General features: G+C 67.1%; 17 protein-coding genes. 7 read left to right on the top strand and 10 right to left on the bottom strand.

Going from position 1 to position 16,482, the window contains the following annotated elements:
• Positions 1-6: 6 nt before the first annotated feature.
• From ACQKLX_RS08185 to ACQKLX_RS08200, 4 genes are all read left to right on the top strand, one after another.
• Complete coding sequence (locus tag ACQKLX_RS08185) at positions 7-639, top strand: TetR/AcrR family transcriptional regulator (RefSeq protein WP_427361076.1); 633 nt, start codon at positions 7-9, stop codon at positions 637-639.
• A 159-nt stretch (positions 640-798) separates the two neighbouring features.
• Positions 799-1,638: a MurR/RpiR family transcriptional regulator gene (locus ACQKLX_RS08190; protein ID WP_427361137.1), complete on the top strand. Its 840-nt coding sequence runs from the start codon at positions 799-801 to the stop codon at positions 1,636-1,638.
• Positions 1,639-1,930: 292 nt separating this feature from the next.
• A complete protein-coding gene (locus tag ACQKLX_RS08195) occupies positions 1,931-3,391 on the top strand; it encodes an MFS transporter (protein WP_427361077.1) in 1,461 nt (486 codons plus the stop codon).
• Positions 3,388-4,077: an aspartate/glutamate racemase family protein gene (locus tag ACQKLX_RS08200; RefSeq protein WP_427361078.1), complete on the top strand. Its 690-nt coding sequence runs from the start codon at positions 3,388-3,390 to the stop codon at positions 4,075-4,077. Before ACQKLX_RS08195 ends, ACQKLX_RS08200 begins: the two co-directional genes overlap by 4 nt.
• Positions 4,078-4,186: 109 nt before the next feature.
• Here the strand turns inward: ACQKLX_RS08200 and ACQKLX_RS08205 are convergent, their stop codons facing one another.
• The 4 genes from ACQKLX_RS08205 to ACQKLX_RS08220 all read right to left on the bottom strand — a co-directional run bounded on the left by ACQKLX_RS08205 (position 4,187) and on the right by ACQKLX_RS08220 (position 8,789).
• Positions 4,187-5,128 (bottom strand): ABC transporter permease, encoded by a 942-nt coding sequence (locus ACQKLX_RS08205; protein ID WP_427361079.1) that lies wholly within the window; start codon positions 5,126-5,128, stop codon positions 4,187-4,189.
• Complete coding sequence (locus ACQKLX_RS08210; RefSeq protein ID WP_427361080.1) at positions 5,125-6,222, bottom strand: ABC transporter permease; 1,098 nt, start codon at positions 6,220-6,222, stop codon at positions 5,125-5,127. The genes ACQKLX_RS08205 and ACQKLX_RS08210 overlap by 4 nt, the downstream gene beginning before the upstream one ends.
• Positions 6,219-7,751 (bottom strand): ABC transporter ATP-binding protein, encoded by a 1,533-nt coding sequence (locus tag ACQKLX_RS08215; RefSeq protein ID WP_427361081.1) that lies wholly within the window; start codon positions 7,749-7,751, stop codon positions 6,219-6,221. The genes ACQKLX_RS08210 and ACQKLX_RS08215 overlap by 4 nt, the downstream gene beginning before the upstream one ends.
• 63 nt (positions 7,752-7,814) lie before the next feature.
• Positions 7,815-8,789 (bottom strand): BMP family protein, encoded by a 975-nt coding sequence (locus tag ACQKLX_RS08220; RefSeq protein WP_427361082.1) that lies wholly within the window; start codon positions 8,787-8,789, stop codon positions 7,815-7,817.
• Between the two features lie 305 nt (positions 8,790-9,094).
• Between ACQKLX_RS08220 and ACQKLX_RS08225 the strand changes: the two genes are divergently transcribed.
• Complete coding sequence (locus ACQKLX_RS08225) at positions 9,095-9,757, top strand: FMN-dependent NADH-azoreductase (RefSeq protein WP_427361083.1); 663 nt, start codon at positions 9,095-9,097, stop codon at positions 9,755-9,757.
• A gap of 20 nt (positions 9,758-9,777) precedes the next feature.
• A complete protein-coding gene (locus tag ACQKLX_RS08230) occupies positions 9,778-10,665 on the top strand; it encodes a polysaccharide deacetylase family protein (RefSeq protein ID WP_427361084.1) in 888 nt (295 codons plus the stop codon).
• On the opposite strand, the gene ACQKLX_RS08235 is transcribed toward ACQKLX_RS08230, so the two are convergent.
• The gene (locus tag ACQKLX_RS08235; protein ID WP_427361085.1) at positions 10,643-11,575 is read right to left on the bottom strand and encodes a LysR substrate-binding domain-containing protein; all 933 of its coding nucleotides are present in this window, start codon (positions 11,573-11,575) and stop codon (positions 10,643-10,645) included. The two genes, ACQKLX_RS08230 and ACQKLX_RS08235, sit on opposite strands and share 23 nt — an antisense overlap.
• A gap of 13 nt (positions 11,576-11,588) precedes the next feature.
• Positions 11,589-12,203, bottom strand: a complete 615-nt coding sequence (locus ACQKLX_RS08240; RefSeq protein ID WP_427361086.1) for a DUF1989 domain-containing protein — start codon at positions 12,201-12,203, stop codon at positions 11,589-11,591.
• Between the two features lie 109 nt (positions 12,204-12,312).
• Between ACQKLX_RS08240 and ACQKLX_RS08245 the strand changes: the two genes are divergently transcribed.
• Positions 12,313-13,188, top strand: a complete 876-nt coding sequence (locus ACQKLX_RS08245) for a LysR substrate-binding domain-containing protein (protein ID WP_427361087.1) — start codon at positions 12,313-12,315, stop codon at positions 13,186-13,188.
• Between the two features lie 25 nt (positions 13,189-13,213).
• On the opposite strand, the gene ACQKLX_RS08250 is transcribed toward ACQKLX_RS08245, so the two are convergent.
• Genes ACQKLX_RS08250 through ACQKLX_RS08265 form a run of 4 tightly spaced genes read right to left on the bottom strand, consistent with a single transcriptional unit; the run spans position 13,214 to position 16,473 of the window.
• Positions 13,214-13,906, bottom strand: a complete 693-nt coding sequence (locus ACQKLX_RS08250) for an RraA family protein (RefSeq protein WP_427361088.1) — start codon at positions 13,904-13,906, stop codon at positions 13,214-13,216.
• Between the two features lie 14 nt (positions 13,907-13,920).
• Positions 13,921-14,706: an SDR family oxidoreductase gene (locus tag ACQKLX_RS08255; protein ID WP_427361089.1), complete on the bottom strand. Its 786-nt coding sequence runs from the start codon at positions 14,704-14,706 to the stop codon at positions 13,921-13,923.
• A 24-nt stretch (positions 14,707-14,730) separates the two neighbouring features.
• Positions 14,731-15,564, bottom strand: coding sequence for an aspartate dehydrogenase (locus ACQKLX_RS08260; protein WP_427361090.1), 834 nt, complete (start codon positions 15,562-15,564; stop codon positions 14,731-14,733).
• Between the two features lie 21 nt (positions 15,565-15,585).
• Positions 15,586-16,473 carry a polysaccharide deacetylase family protein gene (locus tag ACQKLX_RS08265; protein ID WP_427361091.1) on the bottom strand — a complete coding sequence of 296 codons (888 nt, stop codon included), beginning with the start codon at positions 16,471-16,473 and terminating at the stop codon, positions 15,586-15,588.
• Positions 16,474-16,482: the final 9 nt, after the last annotated feature.

Here is a 16,482-nt window from a genome sequence, read left to right on the forward strand (position 1 = left end):
GCAGACATGGCGACAGCCCTCTGGAAGACGCCGGCGCAGCGCGAACATGAGCGCGCCCTCAAGCGCGAGGCCGTGCTGCGCGTCGCGGCGCAGGCCTTCGCCGAGCAGGGCTTCCACCGCACCTCGCTCGACGATGTCGCCGAGCGGCTGAACGTCACCAAGCCGACGATCTACCACTATGTCCGCAGCAAGGACGAGATCCTGTTCGAATGCGTGCGGATCGGGCTGGAGCGTCTCGATGCCGCCGCCGCCTCGGCCGAAGCCCGGCGCAGCGGCGGCAGCGGGCTCGAGCGGCTGATCGTGCTCTGGACCGAATACGCCCATATCGTCACCGAGGATTTCGGGCGCTGCCTGATCCTCGTCGGCGAAGACCCCCTTCCCGCCGAGACGCGCAAGGATCTGCGCGCCCTCAAGGGCAAGATCGACAAGCGCTTCCGCGGGCTGATCGAAGCCGGGATCGCCGACGGCTCGATCCGCGCCTGCGACCCCAAGCTGCTCGCCTTCGCCGCGGCCGGCGCACTGAGCTGGATCGCCCGCTGGCACGATCCCGCCGGGCCGCTCTCGGTCGATCATATCGCCCGAGAGACGATCGGACTCTTTGTCAGCGGCATCGGGGCGAGCCACCTCGGACCGGAATGACGGTCAGACACTGGCAGGGCCTCGTTTGTCGAATGAATCCTTTTGGTTCGCAGGTTCTTGCGGATGCGCGGCGTCCGCACGAACCGATGCTGGGAAGCAGCTTGCAAAGCGGGCCATGACGGAAGAGGTTGCATGACCTCTGTTCCTGCGGTCCCGGTAATGAACTCCAAGGAAACGTCGTTTCTGAGCCGCGTCCGCAGCATTCTGCCCGATCTCTCCCCGGCCGAGCGACGTCTCGGCGATTTCATTTGCGACTTTCCGAGCGAGGTCGCGACTTACTCGGCGCAGGAACTGGCAGTTTTGGCCCATGTCTCGAAGGCGACGGTCTCTCGCTTCATCCAACGCCTAGGCTACGAGAGCTACGAGGAAGCCCGCCGGCACGCCCGCCTCGACCGGCAAAGCGGCTCCCGCCTGTTCCTCACCACGGCCGATACGACGGGCGAGCAATCGGTCGCCGCCAATCTCGCCCAGGGCATCGCCAATATCGAAGAAACCTTCCGCACGATCGGCGAGTCCCAGATCGGGACCGCGGCCGAGGCGATCCTCGCTGCGCGGAAGGTCTGGGTGATCGGCTTTCGGGCGAGCTTCGCCTTCGCGACCTATCTGCAATGGCAGTTGACCCAGGTCATCGAGAACATCGTCGCCATACCCGGCAGCGGCCAGACCTTCGGCGAGCACCTGGTCAGCCTCTCCCCGGACGACGTCGTGATCTTCTTCGGATTGCGCCGGCGCGTCTCCCAGACCGATATGCTGCTCGACCAGATCGCCAGATCGGGGGCGCGCCTGCTTTTCATCACGGATGAGAACGTCGATTACGAGACGCGCAGCCAATGGCATTTCCGCTGCCAGACCCTGGCGCCCGGGCCACTGTTCAATCACACGGCGGTGATGGCGCTCTGCCATCTCCTGATCATGCGCTGCATCGAGATCGCCGGTGCTAGGGGCCGCACGCGCCTGCGCAACATCGAGACGTTGAACGACGCGCTCGACGAACTCTGACGTCGTCCGGGCCGTCGCGGCCGGAGCGCTTTCGCCCCTCGTGAGCACCCCGACAGGCCCGCCGCACGAAGCCGCGGCGATAACGCATTTATGATCTTTTCTGAAATCGCAGTTTCATTCATACTTACGTGAACATACAGTTTCAATTCCAGCTCGAAGGAGACGAGCTGCTTTTGGGCGCGCAGAAGGAGACGGCCTCTTCCAGGGCATCAGCAGACAGCGCAGCTTCGCACCAGCCAAAGAACAGCGGGAGGCATTGCGCGGGCAACCACGAACAACCAGGGGAACGATCATGGCAATGGAGATTTCGCAGCCATCCGGCGCAGCGACGCCAACAAGCAGACAATTGGATTCCGCCCTCAACAAGATCGGTGTGACGGGCGCTCACAAGCAGATCCTGGCGCTCGTGTTGATCGGCTGCCTGTTCGACAGCTTCGAGCAGAACACCATCGGCGTCTCGGGCCCGCTGCTGCGGCAGCATTGGGGCCTGACGGGTGCCGATATCGGCTTCCTCAACACAATCACCTTCGCCAGCGCCGCCATAGGCCGGCTCATGTCGGGCATCCTGGGCGATCGCTACGGCCGCCGCGTGATGCTGACCTTCAACCTTCTGCTGTTTTCGGTCGGCTCCGGCCTGTGCGCGCTCGCACCGAACTTCGCCTCGCTCTGCGTCGCACGCGCCATCGTCGGCTTCGGTGTCGGCGGCGAGATCTCGACCGCGGTGACGATGCTGTCCGAATTCTGCTCGGCGAAGTTCCGCGGCACGGCGGCCGGCCTCGTCAATGTCGGCGCCGGCGGCTTCGGTAATTTCCTCGCTCCGGCCTTCGGCCTGCTGATCTTCACGCTCTTCCCGGGCGAGAACAGCTGGCGCTGGCTCTTCGCGGCGCTCGCCCTGCCGGCCCTGCTCGCCGTGTTCTATCGGCGCTTCGTGCCGGAGACCCCGCGTTTCCTGGCCTCCCGGAACCGGATCGACGAGGCCAACAAGGTCCTCTCCATCCTCGCTTCGGGCACGTTGCGCCCGCGCAATCTGACAGTGCAGCCCTATCTCTCCGGCGATCTCGCGCAATTGCCGCCGGTGGCGAAAAGCGACTGGACCGAGCTGTTCCGCAAGCCCTTCATCGGTCGCATCATCCCGGTCTCGATCGCGATCCTGATGAGCTACGGCGCGCAGCTTTCCGTGCTGACGCTGATGCCGGTGATCTTCGTCTCGATGGGCTATACGCTGCAGGGCAGCCTGCTCTACAGCATGATCATCCAGAGCGGCAGCGTGCTCGGCGCGATCGCGGCCTCCACCTTCGGCTACTACCTGCCGCGGAAGCTGGTTCTCACTGTCGGTGCGGCGCTGGCCTGCGTGGCTGCCATCTCGATCGCCTATCTCGGCACCAACATCTACATGGTGCTGCTGTTCGGCGCGATCTTCCAGTTCTTCGTGCTGCTGCTCAACACCTCGATCTGGATCTATGCCCCCGAACTGTTCCCGACGCGCATCCGCGCCTTCGGCGTGGCCTTCATCCTCGCGACCGGTTCGGCGGCAGGCTCGTTCGTGCCGACGATCTCGGGCATGCTGTTCGACAGATATGGCATGGTCGGCGTTTTCGCGCTGGCCGCGGCGATGTATGCGGTGTTCGTGATCTGCATCCAGATGGGGCCGGAGACCTATGGTCGCTCGATGGAGGACATCACCCAGCCGGCCGAGGCCGATGTCGCGTCGACCGAGCGCCTCTCCGAACCAGCAAAGGCGATGAGGGCGTGAACCGGCATATCCTGTTGATCAATCCGAACAGCTCGCAGGCGACCAGCGCGATGATGCAAGCCATCGCGCAGCGGGCGGCGGCGGACGCATTGGCCGTGGCAGTCGCCACGGCCAAGCGCAGCCCGGCCATGATCGTCACCGAGGAGGATCTGCTCGCCTCGGCAGAGGAGGTCGTCGAGATCGGCCTGCGGCACGCTCCCGATTGCGTCGGCATCATCGTCAGCGCCTTCGGCGATCCGGGGCTGGAGGCTCTACGGCGGCAGGTCGACATCCCGGTCGCCGGTATTTGCGAGGCGTCAATGCGGATGGCGTCGCAGGGAGGGCGACGCTTCGGCGTCGCGACCACGACGCCGCGATTGGTCGACGCCATCGCGGCGCGCGCGAGCGCGCTCGGTCTCGCGGAATTGCTGACCGGGATTCGCTGTACCACAGGGGATCCGGCCGCCTTGACCGATGACAAGGCGGCGTTGACGGAAGCCCTCGGCGAGATGGTTCAGGCCTGCATCGCGCACGGGGCGGAGGCTGTCATCATCGGCGGCGGGCCGCTCGGCGAGGCGGCCGGGGCTCTGGAAGCACGGTTCTCCACCTCCGTGATCTCTCCGATCCCCTGTGCGGTCGCCTCCCTGCTGGAGAGGATTCCGAGCACGCAGAGCGGGGCGAGAACGGGAGTGGCAGCGGCAGAGTAAGCCGCCGTCGTCCTTAAACTGATGCACAGGCCCAGCCTCAGAGAAGGCGGACATGGCCGGTTCCGGCGCTCTCGATTGAACGTCCGCTTCCTGGCAATCGGCCAGTGCCTTACCGTTGCTCACGGAGATAGATCAGGCCCGCCGCCGCCGGCTGGCGCGAGCGGCCGACCGTCCAGGCGAGCGCTATGATCGAGATAAGGTAAGGCAGGATCTGGAAGATCTGGTAGGGCACGCCGGGAATGGCGAATTGCAGTCGGAACTGCAGTGCGTCGCAGAGGCCGAAGAACAGCGCGGCCAGCGCGACGCCCACCGGATGCCAGCGGCCGAGGATGATCGCGGCGAGCGCAAGGAAGCCCTTGCCCGCACTCATCCCGTCCGAGAAGATGTGGACCTGCGTCAGCACGAGATGGCAACCGCCGAGCGCCGCCAGCACGCCGGAGATGATCAGCGCCAGATAGCGGATCTTCGTCACAGGCAGGCCGGCGCTGTCGGCAGCACGCGGATTCTCACCCGCCGCCCGCAAGGCGAGCCCCCAGGGCGTCAGGAAGAGCAGCGCGGTAACGAATAGGCAGAGCGCGACGAAGGCATAGGTCAGCGCGTCGTGCGCGAACAAGGCTGGCCCGATGACGGGCAGCTTCGACAGCGGGCCGAGATCGAGTGCAGGAAAGCCCGGCACCTGCGTGCTGGTGGTGAGCCCGAAGACGGCCCGCGCGAGGAAGGCCGTCAGCCCGGCGCAGAAGATGTTGACGGCGATGCCGGCGACGAGCTGGTTGACCCGGAAGGTCACGGTCAACAGGGCGACGAGGAGACCGCCGACCGCACCGGCGCCAATCCCGGCGACGAGGCCGACGAGCGGCATCCCCGTCGCATGGACACCGGCGGCAGCGGCCAGCGCGCCGGTCAGGATCAGCCCTTCCAGTGCGATATTGTAGACGCCGCTGCGCTCGGCGATGACCCCGCCCAGTGCGGCGAAGGCGATCGGCATGGCGAGGCGGACGGAGGCAGCCAGCAAGGCTGCGAAGAAGGCGGCGTCGAAAGCGAGATCGGTCATGGCGTGGCCTTCTGCGTGCTGAAGTTGATCGGCTCGCCCGATGCCGGCTTCGACCGGAGGAAGGCGAGCAGCGACGCTGGCGAAGGCTTCCAGGCGAGGCCCGCAGCGACGGTCATGACGACCAGGCCGAGGATCGCCTCGACGATGCTGCCATCGAGGCCGATGGCGCGTTGCATGCTTCCGGAACCTGCCTTCAACGCCGCGATCAGCAACCCGGCAAGCGGCACCAGCAGCGGCTGGGCACCAGCCATGAAGGCGACGACGATACCGTCGAAGCCATAGCCGGCGCTGAACAGATGGAAGAGCCGGTATTTCAGGCCGACGATCTCGAGCCCCCCGGCGAGGCCGGCGAGGCCGCCGCCGAGCGCCATGGCAACGACGATCTGGCGCTCGACAGCGATGCCGGCATAGCGCGCGGCCTGCGGGTTGCGGCCGATCACGTCGAGCGCGAGACCATGACTGGTCCGGCTGAAATGAACATGCAGGGCGAGTGCGAACAACAGGCCGAAGAGCGCGCCGAGATGGGCGTCGGTCTGCGGCAGCAGCATCGGCAAATGCAGGTTCGCCGGCAGCTGCTCGGAGAACGGATAGGGCGCGCCTTCCGCCAGCAGCGGGCCACCGACCGCATAGCTGACGATGTGGATGGCGACGAAATTGAGCAGCAGGGTGACGATGACTTCGTTGACGCCGCGATAGGCCTTCAGTGCGCCGGCGATCGCGGCCCAGGCCGCCCCGCCGATCATGGCGCTCGCCAGGACGAGGGGGATGCCGAGCCAGGGCGGGCAGTCCGGCAGGCTCAAGCCGACCAGCGTTGCGCAGAGGCCGCCGACATAGATCTGGCCTTCACCGCCGATGTTGTAGAGCCCGGCCCGGTAAGGCAGGCAGACGGCAAGCGCCGCGAGCACGATCGGGCTGGCCTTCACCAGAGTGTTCGCGAAGCCCCAATAGTCGGCGAAGCCCTCGCGGAAGAGGACTGCATAGGCGGTGAGCGGGTCGTGTCCGGCAAGCCCGATCAGCATGGCACCGAGCAGCAATGCGATGAGCGTCGCCCAGAGGCTGCGCAGGCGGATGGCGATATCGAGAAGCGTGCTCATGCCGCGTGCTCCGCAGCGATGCCGGCGATCAGCAGCCCGACGCGCTCGGCGCTGACTTCCTGTGGCGTCAATTCGCCGGTGATGCGGCCGGCGCAGATCACGCCGATACGGTCGGCGACCTCCATGACATGCTCCAATTCGGTCGAGATGTAGAGGATGGCGACGCCTTTCTCGCGCTGCGCCAGGATCTGGCGCTGGACGAAGGCGATGGCGCCGAGATCAAGCCCCTTGGTCGCCTGGGCGATGACGAGGATGCGCGGCGCCGCCTCGATCTCCCGCGCCAGGATGATCTTCTGCTGGTTGCCGCCGGAGAGGTCCCGCGCCGGCTGCCGCTGCGAGCGCAGGCGGATGTCGTATTCGGTCGCCAGCCGCTTGCCGGTCGCTGCTATCGTCGCGCGGTCGAGCAGGCCGCGCCGCGAAACGGGCGGCAGATCGAAGGAGCGCAAGACGAGATTGGTCTCGACCGAATGGTCGAGCACAAGGCCGGTGCCGTGACGATCCTCGGGCACGAAGCCGATCCTGGCCTCGCGCTGGCGGTCGCGGACATCGAGCGGACGAAGATCGCGGCCGTCGGCCGTCATCTCGCCAGAGATCAGCGGCCGCAGCCCGGTGATCGCCTCGGCGAGCTCGCGCTGGCCGTTGCCGTCGATGCCGACGAGGCCGACCACCTCGCCGGCGCGAACGGTGAGCGAGAACCGGTCCAGTGCCCGGGCACCGCGATCATTGTCGGCGACGAGATCACGCAGCGCCAGGCGGTTCGCGCCCGGGCTTGTGCTGCGGGTGGCCGGCTCGACCGAGAGCTCGCGTCCGATCATCAGGTGCGACAATTCCCGCGGCGAGGTCTCCGCTATCCGGCTGCGCGCAACGACCTTGCCGGCGCGCATCACCGAAGCCTCGTCGGCAACCGCCATCACCTCCTCAAGCTTGTGGGTGACGAAGAGGATGGTCGTGCCGTCGGCGCGCAGGCGCCGCAGGCTGGCGAGGAAGCCGTCGATCTCGCTCGGCGCCAGCACCGAGGTCGGCTCGTCGAGGACGAGGATGTCGGCGCCGCGATAAAGCGCCTTCAGGATCTCGACGCGTTGGCGCATTCCCATCGGCAGGCGCCAGATTTCGGCGGTGGGATCGACCTCGAAGCCGATCTGCCGGCTCATCTCGGCAATGCGCGTCGCGTGCTCGGCCAGCCGCAGCCGCGCCAGCGGCCGGCCGAGGCCGAGGACGATATTCTCGGTGACGCTCAGCGCCTCGGCGAGATGGAAATGCTGGTGGATCATGCCGATGCGGTGGCGGATCGCATCGGCCGGTGAATGGAGGGTGATGGGCTGCCCGGCGATGCGGATCTCGCCCTCATCCGGCCGATAGAGGCCGTAGAGCACGTTCATCAGGCTGGTCTTGCCGGCGCCGTTCTCGCCGAGCACAGCATGGATGCTGGCCTTGGCGACCGCGAGGTCGACACCGTCCAGCGCCCGGAAGCGCCCGAACGCCTTCGAAACGCCGTCAACGACGAGATAGTCGTGCTGGGGTACAGCCATGCGATCCTCCCGCGCAGGCCGGCCCGCTCTTGCGGCGCGCCCGGCCTCAAGCTGGCTTTTGGTTCAGACGGGTTGGACAGCGAGCTGGCCGGACTTCATCCGCTCGATCAGCGCCGTGATCTCGGCGACGGTCTCGGGCGGGACCTTCGGCCCGAAGCTGCCGAGGCGGACAGCCTGCGGCATGGTGATGTCGAACTTGTAGTTTCGGCCGGCGAGGCCTTCGGCCTTGGCTTTGGCCAGCATGTCGAAGAGCAGGCCGCGCACATCGAGAATGGCCGATTGCAGCGTGATGTCAGGCCATTTGGTGATGGCGTCGTAATAGAGCCCGAAGGCCATCGCGCCCTTCTCGCGCACCGCCTGCAGACTGCCGGCGGTGGCGCTGTCCATGGTCGGCCAGACGATGTCGACGCCCTGGGCGAGCTGGTTGACGGCGGCTTCCTTGCCCTTGGCGACATCGTCCCAGTCGCCGGTCCAGGTGGTGACGACCTGGCCGTCGTTGCGGGCGGCGCGGAAGCCGGCTTCGAAACCGGCGACGCTGTCATTGGTGAACTTGAACTTCTGCGCCGCGATGATGCCGACCTTGCCGGTCTTGCTGATCCGCGCCGCCAGGAAGCCGAGCAGATAGGCCGGCTGCGAGAAGTAGAAGTCGGCCGTCGCCACATTGGCCGACGGACGCAGCCCGTTGGTGACGAGGAAGCTCGTCTTGGGGAAGCGCGCGGCGACGCGGTCGACCGCATCCTGGAATTCGCCGCCATGGCCGATCACCAGATTGTAGCCGCGCCGGGCATAGTCGGAGAGCACCTCGACCTGCTGCGGCTGATGCACCTTCTCGCTATAGGCGGTCTCGGCCTGCAGCTCGGTGCGGGCCTGGCTCAGCACCTCGAAGGCCGACTGGCTCCAGCCGCCATCGGCGATGCTGCCCGGCAATGCGATCGCCACCTTGAGCGGCCCGCCGGCGGCGCGCACCATTCGCGGCAGCGCTGTAAGGCCAACGCTCGCCGCGAGCGCCGCGGCCATGTCTCGCCTGGTCAGAGTCATGCTGATCTCCCGTGCTGGAATGAGGATTGGGCTCCCCTCGGATCGTTTTCGGCCCATCCCGCACGAGGGCAGCAGCATGCCCCGGCCTCGGAAAGTGAGATTTGCTCAACCCGGCTTGAGAGATTCTTGGAATGGCCGGGAAAGCCACAAAACAGCGCCCAGACAAGCGGTTAGCGTCGCCGGGACGCGTGATGAAAATCTCTTCAGGGCCCTGAAGAAAAACTCGTTGGTGCGACCACGAGCGGCAACCCATCTTCGTTGCAACCGACGGGCCTGGTGGTCCGCCGCCTCAATGAGGACCTGCCATGACGACGCTTCTTCATCTCGACGCCAGCGCCCGCGGAGGCCGCTCGCTCAGCCGTGCCCTGTCCAAGGCCTTCGTCGAGGCCTGGCTTGCCCGCGAGCCCGATGCGAACGTGATTGCCCGCGATGTCGGACGTAATCCACCGCCTTTCCTCAACGAGGCCTGGGTCGCGGCCGCGTTCACGCCCGAGGAGGCCCGCACGCCAGAACACAAGGCGGAGCTCGCATTATCCGATGAACTGATCGCCGAGCTCGCCGCGGCCGATGTCATCGTGATGGGCACGCCGATGTACAATTACGGCATGCCGGCGCAGCTCAAGTCCTGGTTCGACAAGATCATCCGGATCGGCAAGACCTTCAGCTTCGACCTGGCCCGCGGCGATTTTCCGCTCGAGCCGATCCTCAGCGGCAAGACGCTGGTGGTGCTGAGCTCGCGCGGCGAGTTCGGCTTCGGGCCGGGCGGCGTGCGCGCCGACATGAACCAGCTCGACCCGCATATCCGGACCTGCTCGCACTATCTCGGCGTCGAGTCGATCCATACGATCGCGATCGACTATCAGGAGTTCGGCGACGCCCGGCATAAGCGCTCGATCGCCGAGGCGCATGCAGCGGTGCCGGGGCTGGTGGACGAGCTCATTGCCGACCGCCATGCCGAAGCGGCCTAAGGGTGGGGAGGCAAAGCACCTTGATCCAGAATCCGATACCGTGGCCGAACGGCGCACGCTGCGCCTGTGCCATCACCTTCGACGTCGACGCCGACAGCCTGATCCATATCGCCAGGCCGAAGAACAGCTGGAACCGGCTCTACCCGATCACCATGGGGCGCTATGGGCCGACCGTCGGCGTGCCGCGCATCCTCGAGACCTATCGCCGGCTCGGACTGAAGCAGTCCTTCTTCATCCCGGGCTGGACGATGGAGCACTACCCTGAAGCCGTCGAGGCGATCCTGACCGGCGGCCACGAGATCGGCCATCACGGCTATCTGCATGAGGACCCGACCGAGATCTCGCCGGAGGCCGAGCGCCGCGCCTTCGAGAAGGCGCTTGCCATCCATCGGCGAATGACGGGCCGCACGCCGCGCGGCTATCGCGCACCGGTCTACAATGCGACGCAGGCGACGATCGACCTCCTGATCGAGCACGGCTTTTCCTATGATTCCTCGCTGATGGCCGACGACATCCCCTACCGGATGCGTTCGGGCGGCAAATATCTCTACGAGGTGCCGCCGCATTGGGGTTCGGACGACTGGCCGCCCTTCGCGCACTATGCCGAGATCGGCTACATGATGCCGGTGCAGCCGCCGGAGCAGGGGCTCGCGGCCTCCTTCGCCGAGTTCGAGGCGCAATACGAGGCCGGCGGCTTCTGGATGGGGATCTGGCACCCGTTCCTGACCGGACGTTTGGCGCGCTGGGCGGTGGTCGAGCGCTGGCTCGAGCAGGTGCTGGCGACGCGCAAGGTCTGGTTCGCGCCGCTGGAGGAGATCGTCGCCCATGTCGAGCGGCTGGTCGCGGCCGGCAAATACCAGGTCCGGACCGAGGAATTGCCCTATTTCACGCAGCCCGTGACAGGCTGAGTTCGGGCGCCTCGCGCCGGCGGAAGGCAGCGGCCTCGGCGCGCAGCCAGTCGCGGAACAGCACGGTCGAGCGCTTGCGCGGCGTCGCCCCCTCGACCAAGCGGAAGGCGAAGCCAGGCAGGCTGCCGCCGTCGAGGCGCACCAGGCTGCCATCACGCAGCGCATCGTCGACCAGGACATCGCTGCACAGCAGTGGGCCGAGGCCGCGATCGGCGGCGTGCAGCGCCAGAGTCTCCTCGCTGAACCAGGACTGGCGGAAATCAGGCGCTGTTCCCGGCAATGCCTGCGCCAGCCAGGCCGGCCAGTCCGGCGCCTCGAGCGTCCGGTTCTTCCAGCGATAGCCAATCAAGGGGCGGCTGAGCATGTCGGCGATGCCCGTACTGCGACCGGCCAGGCAAAGGCTGCCGGAGGCGACGGCGATGTAGCTGTCCTCCAGCAGCACATTCTGGCGCTGATCGGCCGGAACCGCGCCATAGCGGATGGCAAGGTCTATGCCCTCGGCGCGCAGGTCCATCACCTCTTCGGAGGCATCGATATGGACGGTGATCGCCGGGTGTGCCGCGTGGAAGGCCGGCAGGCGGGGCATCAGCCAGCGCTCCGCAAAGGCGCGCGTGGTCGAGACGGTGACGGCGTCGGCGGAGCGTGAATCGTCGAGCAAGGCGAAGGCGCCGGCCAGCCGGTCGAAACCGTCGCGCAGCAACGGGAACAGCGTCTCGCCGGTTGCGGTCAGCGCGAGCGCCCGCGCCTGGCGCTCGAACAGCTTCAGACCGAGCACGGCTTCGAGATGGCGGACCTGATGGCTCACCGCCGTCACCGTGACGCAGAGCTCGTTGGCAGCCTGGGTGAAGCTGAGATGGCGCGCCGTCGCCTCGAAGGCACGCACGGCGTTGAGCGAGGGCAGCTTGCGCATGATGAGCCTCCCGTCAGGCGATCTGGTAGTGTGCGTCGGTCGGGTGCATGGCGTTGACCGGCACCATGTCCTGCGGGCAAGCCGAGAAGACGACGATCAGGTCCATCTCGGCGCGCAGGGCGATATGCTGGCCGGGCTCGCTGACCGGCGCCTCGAAGGCGAGGCTGCCATCGGCCCGCACCGGCACATTCATGAACAGGTTGAGCGGGCTCGGCGTCAACGGCACGGCGATGCCGAGCGCGGCGAGCGCCGCCTTGAGGTTGTCGGTGCAGCTGTCGTGATGACCGTGCGCGCCGAGCTGGCGATAACGATGCTCGTCGCAGGCGGCGATCAGCATGTCGTGGATGCCGGGGGTGGTGTCCTCAACCACGGTCAGCATCGGGTTGCGGCGATTGCTGGTCAGCGTGTCGCCGACCGCCGGCATCAGCTTCAGGATGGCGGCCCGGCTGTGCTCCATCGAGAGATGCTCATCGACATCGGCGGCGCTGAAGGCCCAGGTGTCGACCACCTGCTTGCCATGGGTGTTGACGACGCGGACGCTCTGGCCGCGCTTGACCTTCGCTGCGACGCCGCTGCGGGCCGGGATCAGTTCGAGCGCCGGCTGGAGTGCTCCGACCTGCTTGTTCATGGCGATCTCCTCGCTGGCTCATTCGCTATGCCGGCAAGGAAACGCTCAAGCGTTATGCAAATCCAATAATTTGATTTGGCTTCATTATCAGAAAATCATATGAAGCAGCATGCGCCTGCGCCAGCTCGAATGCTTCCGCGCCCTGATGATCCACGGCACGATGACGCGCGTCGCCGAGCTGCTGGGGATTTCGCAGCCCGGCGTCAGCACGATGATCGCGGCGCTGGAGCATGATTTCGGCGTGCCCTTGTTCGTGCGGCGCGGCACGCGGCTGCAGCCGACACCCGAGGCGCATCTGATCTATGCCGAGGCGAGCCGGGCGCTCGAAGCGGTCGAGAATACTGCGCGGGTCGCGGGCGAAATCCGGGCCGGCAAGCGCGGCCATCTCGCCATCACCGCCTATCCGAGCATCTCGATCGCCCTGTTGCCGCGGCTGCTCTCGGTCTTCGCCGCTGAGCGGCCCGGACTGCAGATGAAGATCATCACGCGGGCATCGCAGAGCGTGAAGGAGCTGATGTCGACGCGGACTTTCGACTTCGCCATCGCCGAGCTGCCGCTCGACTATCCGACCGCGCAGATGGAGGTCTTCAGCTACCAGTGCCAGTGCATGCTGCCGCTCGGCCATCCCCTTGCCGAGCGCGAGGAGATCACCCCTGCCGATCTTGACGGCGTACCCTTCATCACCCTGTTCCGGGGCGATCCGGTCTACCAGAAACTCGCCGCCGCCTTCTCGGAATATGGCGCGCGCTGGAATGTGGTCGCCGAGACGGAGTTCTTCTCCTCGGCCTGCGAGCTCGTCGCGGCCGGCGTCGGCGTGGGGATCGTCGATCCCGTGGTCAGCGCGCCGTTCACGGCCGACGTCGTGCGCCGGCCGTTCCGGCCGGCGATCTCCTACGAGATCGCCATCCTGCACCCTCTGCACGAGGAGCTGTCGCAGCTCGCGCGCGCGTTCATGGTCCCGCTGCGCGAGGCTTTGACAGCCTGACCTCCAGCCATGGTCGAGCGCCCGCTCAGACGTGGCCGTACTTCGCCAGGGCGTCGGCGAGCGAGAGCCCGCGCGACAGCTCCTGCCGGATCTTGACCTCGACAGCGGTCAGCCGCTCGGCCTCCACCAGCACCTCCTCGAGCCGCTCGGCTGGGATGACGATGGCGCCGTCCTCGTCGGCGAGGATGAAGTCGCCCGGCTTGATCTCGACATAGCGGTTGGTCGCGCCGCGCATCAGCACCGGAACCTGGCTGGCATTGACCTTCCAGCGGCCGATCGACTGCACCGGCGTGCGATAGCGCGCATAGACCGGGAAAGCCTGCTCGCCGATCCAGCGGATGTCGCGGATACCGCCGTCGACGAGCGCGCCGACGCAGCCCTTCTCCTTCATGCCGATCGCGATCAGCTCGCCGAAATAGCAGATCCCTTCGCCATCGCCGCTCCAGACCGTGACCTCGCCGGGCGAGACGCCCTCGCAGGCCTTCATCTTCTCGGCGTCGCCGCCGAGCGGGAACGGCGTCATCTGGCCGCGGATCGTATAGGCGAAGCCGGCGAGCCGGCCGGTCGTGGCCGGATAGGGCGCAAATTGCGGCGCCAGCCCCTGGTCCGGCAGGCCGAGCGTATCGAGCACGTCGGCCACGTTGGAGGTGTCGACCGCAAGGAAGCGGCGGCGGATGTCCTCGCGCCAGGTGGCGTCGCGCTGGGGCAGTTCGGTCATGACCTTCAGTCCTTTCAGATGCTCTGGAGATAGCCGCCATCGACCCGGATGACCGAGCCGGTGATGTAGGCGGCGCGGGCGCTGGCGAGGAAGGCGACGGCGTCGGCGTATTCCTCGGGCGTGCCGTAGCGGCCGAGCGGGATCGAGCCCGTGCTCTCGGCGACGATGTCGGCGAGCGGACGGCCTTCGCGCCTGGCCTTCTGCTCGTCGAGGAAGCGGATACGGTCGGTGGCGATCCGCCCCGGCAGGATGATGTTGCAGGTGATGCCGGCCGCCGCGACCTCGCGCGCGAGCGTCTTCGACCAGCCGACCAGCGACAGGCGCAAGGCGTTCGAGATCGCAAGGTTCGGGATCGGCGCGACCACACCCGAGGAGGTCGAGGTGACGATCCGCCCGAAGCCGCGCTCGCGCATCCCCGGCAGCACCTTGTCGGTGAGCGCAATGACGGAGAGCACCATCGCCTGGAACTGCGCCGTCCAGGTTTCCGCTGGCACGCCGGCGGCGAGGCTGGGCGGCGGACCGCCGGTGTTGTTGACGAGGATGTCGACCGGCCCGAGCGCCTCGCCGATCGCGGCAAGGTGGCCGTCGGTCTCGTCGAGACGGCCGATGTCCCAGCGCCGCGCCAGATGCGGCGCACCGAGGGCGGCGAGGTCCGCGGCCGTGGCGGCGAGCGCGGTCTCATCGATGTCAGCGAGCGCGACCTTGACGCCTTCCCTGGCGAGCGTCCTGGCGATGGCGCGGCCGAGCCCGCCGCCGGCACCCAGTACGAGCGCCGTGCGTCCAGCAATTCCCAGATCCATGATGGGTTCCTTGTGGGTTTTGGCTTACGAGCCGATGCGCAGGGGCGCGTCGAGCTTGCGCAGATAGGAGATGACCGAGAGCGCGGTGATGCGGCCGGTCTTCGGGTTGTCGCTCGGCACGTTCTCGATCGTCATCGAGAAGCTGGCGGAGTCGGAGTCGACCTCGATGGTGTGGGTGTTGCGGGTCAGTGCCGGGTCGGCCCAGATCTCCAGCGTCGTCCGGTCCGGCCCGATGCCGGCGAGCGAGAGCGCGACGGCGACGTTGAGATTGGCCGGGAAGCCGATCGCGGCCTCGCGCGGCGTGCCGCTGAACACCCGTGTCGGCTCCCTGACGTCGTCGAGCGCGATGTTGTTCTCGATCAGATAGGGCGCGCCGACGAGGCCGCGCACCGGCTTGCGGGTGATCATCCGGACCGAGCGGATCACGCCCTCGGCCGCGGCGGTGACGGCGTCGAGGCCAAGCAAGGCGCCGGTCGGCACGACGATCTGGCCGCCATGCTGACGGGCGATCTCGATCAGCCCCTCATGCGAGAGGATGGCACCGGAGCTCAGCACGATCACCGTCTTGCTCGCACGCAGGAAGGGCTCGGCAATAGCCGGCAGCAGGGCTGCCGGCGCGCATTCGACGACGATGTCGGCGAGGGCTTCAAGCTCCTCGATGGCGACGACCGGGATCGGCCGGGAGAGATGCGCGAGGCGCTCGCGCGCCTTGTCGCGGTCATTGGCGGAGACGGCGGTAAGCTCGCAGCCGGGCACGCCCTGGTCGAGCACGCTGGCGATCTTGAGGCCGACGGCGCCGAGACCGGCGATGGCGACCCGCCGGCGCGGATGCGCGCCGGGTGCGGAAGAGGAGGTCATGGGCGTTTCCTTGTCTTGTCGTCAGCCGGCCGATGGTGCCGGGAACAGGCTGGCGTAATGGCGCGCGCAGGCGCCGGCCGTGGTGAACCAGATGCGGTCCTGGTGCTTGTTGAGATGGTCGAGCACCCGGCGGAACTGCCGGATGCGGAAGGGCTGGCCGACGATGAAGGTGTGGATCGTCATGCCGTAGACCAGCGCCTGCTGCTCGGACTGGCCGAGCATCTCGTCGAGATTGTCGATCGCCATGTCGGCGAAGGCCTGGGCCGTGCCGTCATGCAGCACGACCATCGGCACGTCGTTGACCTCGTGCGGATAAGGCATCGCCAGCAGGGGGCCGCCCTTGGTCCTGAGCCAGACCGGCTGGTCGTCCATCGGCCAGTCCATGGTGTAGCCGTAGCCGGCCTCGGTCAGTAGGTCTTCGGTGTTGGCGCTGGGATGGGCGCCGGGGCTCATCCAGCCGGCAGGCATAGCGCCCTCATGGCTCGCGATTGCCTGCGTCGCCTCGGCGATCAGCCGCCGCTCGGCCTCGACCTCCATGCCGTTCTGGTGCTCGGAATTAGTGCGGCCATGGGCGACGATCTCGTCGCCGCGGCGGCGATGGGCCGCGACCAGTTCCGGGCAGTGCGCATAGCATTCGGTGTTGAGCAGTACCGAGAGCGGCAGGCGGTATTCGTCGAAGAGCTCGATCAGCCGCCAGCCGCCGACGCGGTTGCCGTATTCGCGCCAGGCCCAGTTATAGGTGTTGGGGTGCTGGAGCCCGGGCGAATAGGGCAGGCCGAGTCCCGAGCCATAGGCGAAGTGCTCGACGCAGAGCGCGACATAGACGGCGAGCCGCTTGCCGCCCGGCCAGGTGAAGTCCGGCCGGTCGACGATGGGCGAGTAGGGGAAGCGTCCGGGGTTAGGCAGCATGAGCGTGCG

The organism is Allobosea sp. NPDC003192 (assembly GCF_050275675.1).
Classification (GTDB): Bacteria; Pseudomonadota; Alphaproteobacteria; order Rhizobiales; family Beijerinckiaceae; genus Allobosea.

What these genes read in the sequence shown, in the direction of transcription:
- ACQKLX_RS08185 (WP_427361076.1), top strand. Translation starts at nt 7, where the DNA reads ATGGCGACAGCCCTCTGGAAGACGCCGGCGCAGCGCGAACATGAGCGC.
- ACQKLX_RS08190 (WP_427361137.1), top strand. Translation starts at nt 799, where the DNA reads ATGAACTCCAAGGAAACGTCGTTTCTGAGCCGCGTCCGCAGCATTCTG.
- ACQKLX_RS08195 (WP_427361077.1), top strand. Translation starts at nt 1,931, where the DNA reads ATGGCAATGGAGATTTCGCAGCCATCCGGCGCAGCGACGCCAACAAGC.
- ACQKLX_RS08205 (WP_427361079.1), bottom strand. Translation starts at nt 5,128, where the DNA reads ATGACCGATCTCGCTTTCGACGCCGCCTTCTTCGCAGCCTTGCTGGCT.
- ACQKLX_RS08210 (WP_427361080.1), bottom strand. Translation starts at nt 6,222, where the DNA reads ATGAGCACGCTTCTCGATATCGCCATCCGCCTGCGCAGCCTCTGGGCG.
- ACQKLX_RS08215 (WP_427361081.1), bottom strand. Translation starts at nt 7,751, where the DNA reads ATGGCTGTACCCCAGCACGACTATCTCGTCGTTGACGGCGTTTCGAAG.
- ACQKLX_RS08220 (WP_427361082.1), bottom strand. Translation starts at nt 8,789, where the DNA reads ATGACTCTGACCAGGCGAGACATGGCCGCGGCGCTCGCGGCGAGCGTT.
- ACQKLX_RS08225 (WP_427361083.1), top strand. Translation starts at nt 9,095, where the DNA reads ATGACGACGCTTCTTCATCTCGACGCCAGCGCCCGCGGAGGCCGCTCG.
- ACQKLX_RS08235 (WP_427361085.1), bottom strand. Translation starts at nt 11,575, where the DNA reads ATGCGCAAGCTGCCCTCGCTCAACGCCGTGCGTGCCTTCGAGGCGACG.
- ACQKLX_RS08240 (WP_427361086.1), bottom strand. Translation starts at nt 12,203, where the DNA reads ATGAACAAGCAGGTCGGAGCACTCCAGCCGGCGCTCGAACTGATCCCG.
- ACQKLX_RS08245 (WP_427361087.1), top strand. Translation starts at nt 12,313, where the DNA reads ATGCGCCTGCGCCAGCTCGAATGCTTCCGCGCCCTGATGATCCACGGC.
- ACQKLX_RS08250 (WP_427361088.1), bottom strand. Translation starts at nt 13,906, where the DNA reads ATGACCGAACTGCCCCAGCGCGACGCCACCTGGCGCGAGGACATCCGC.
- ACQKLX_RS08255 (WP_427361089.1), bottom strand. Translation starts at nt 14,706, where the DNA reads ATGGATCTGGGAATTGCTGGACGCACGGCGCTCGTACTGGGTGCCGGC.
- ACQKLX_RS08260 (WP_427361090.1), bottom strand. Translation starts at nt 15,564, where the DNA reads ATGACCTCCTCTTCCGCACCCGGCGCGCATCCGCGCCGGCGGGTCGCC.
- ACQKLX_RS08265 (WP_427361091.1), bottom strand. Translation starts at nt 16,473, where the DNA reads ATGCTGCCTAACCCCGGACGCTTCCCCTACTCGCCCATCGTCGACCGG.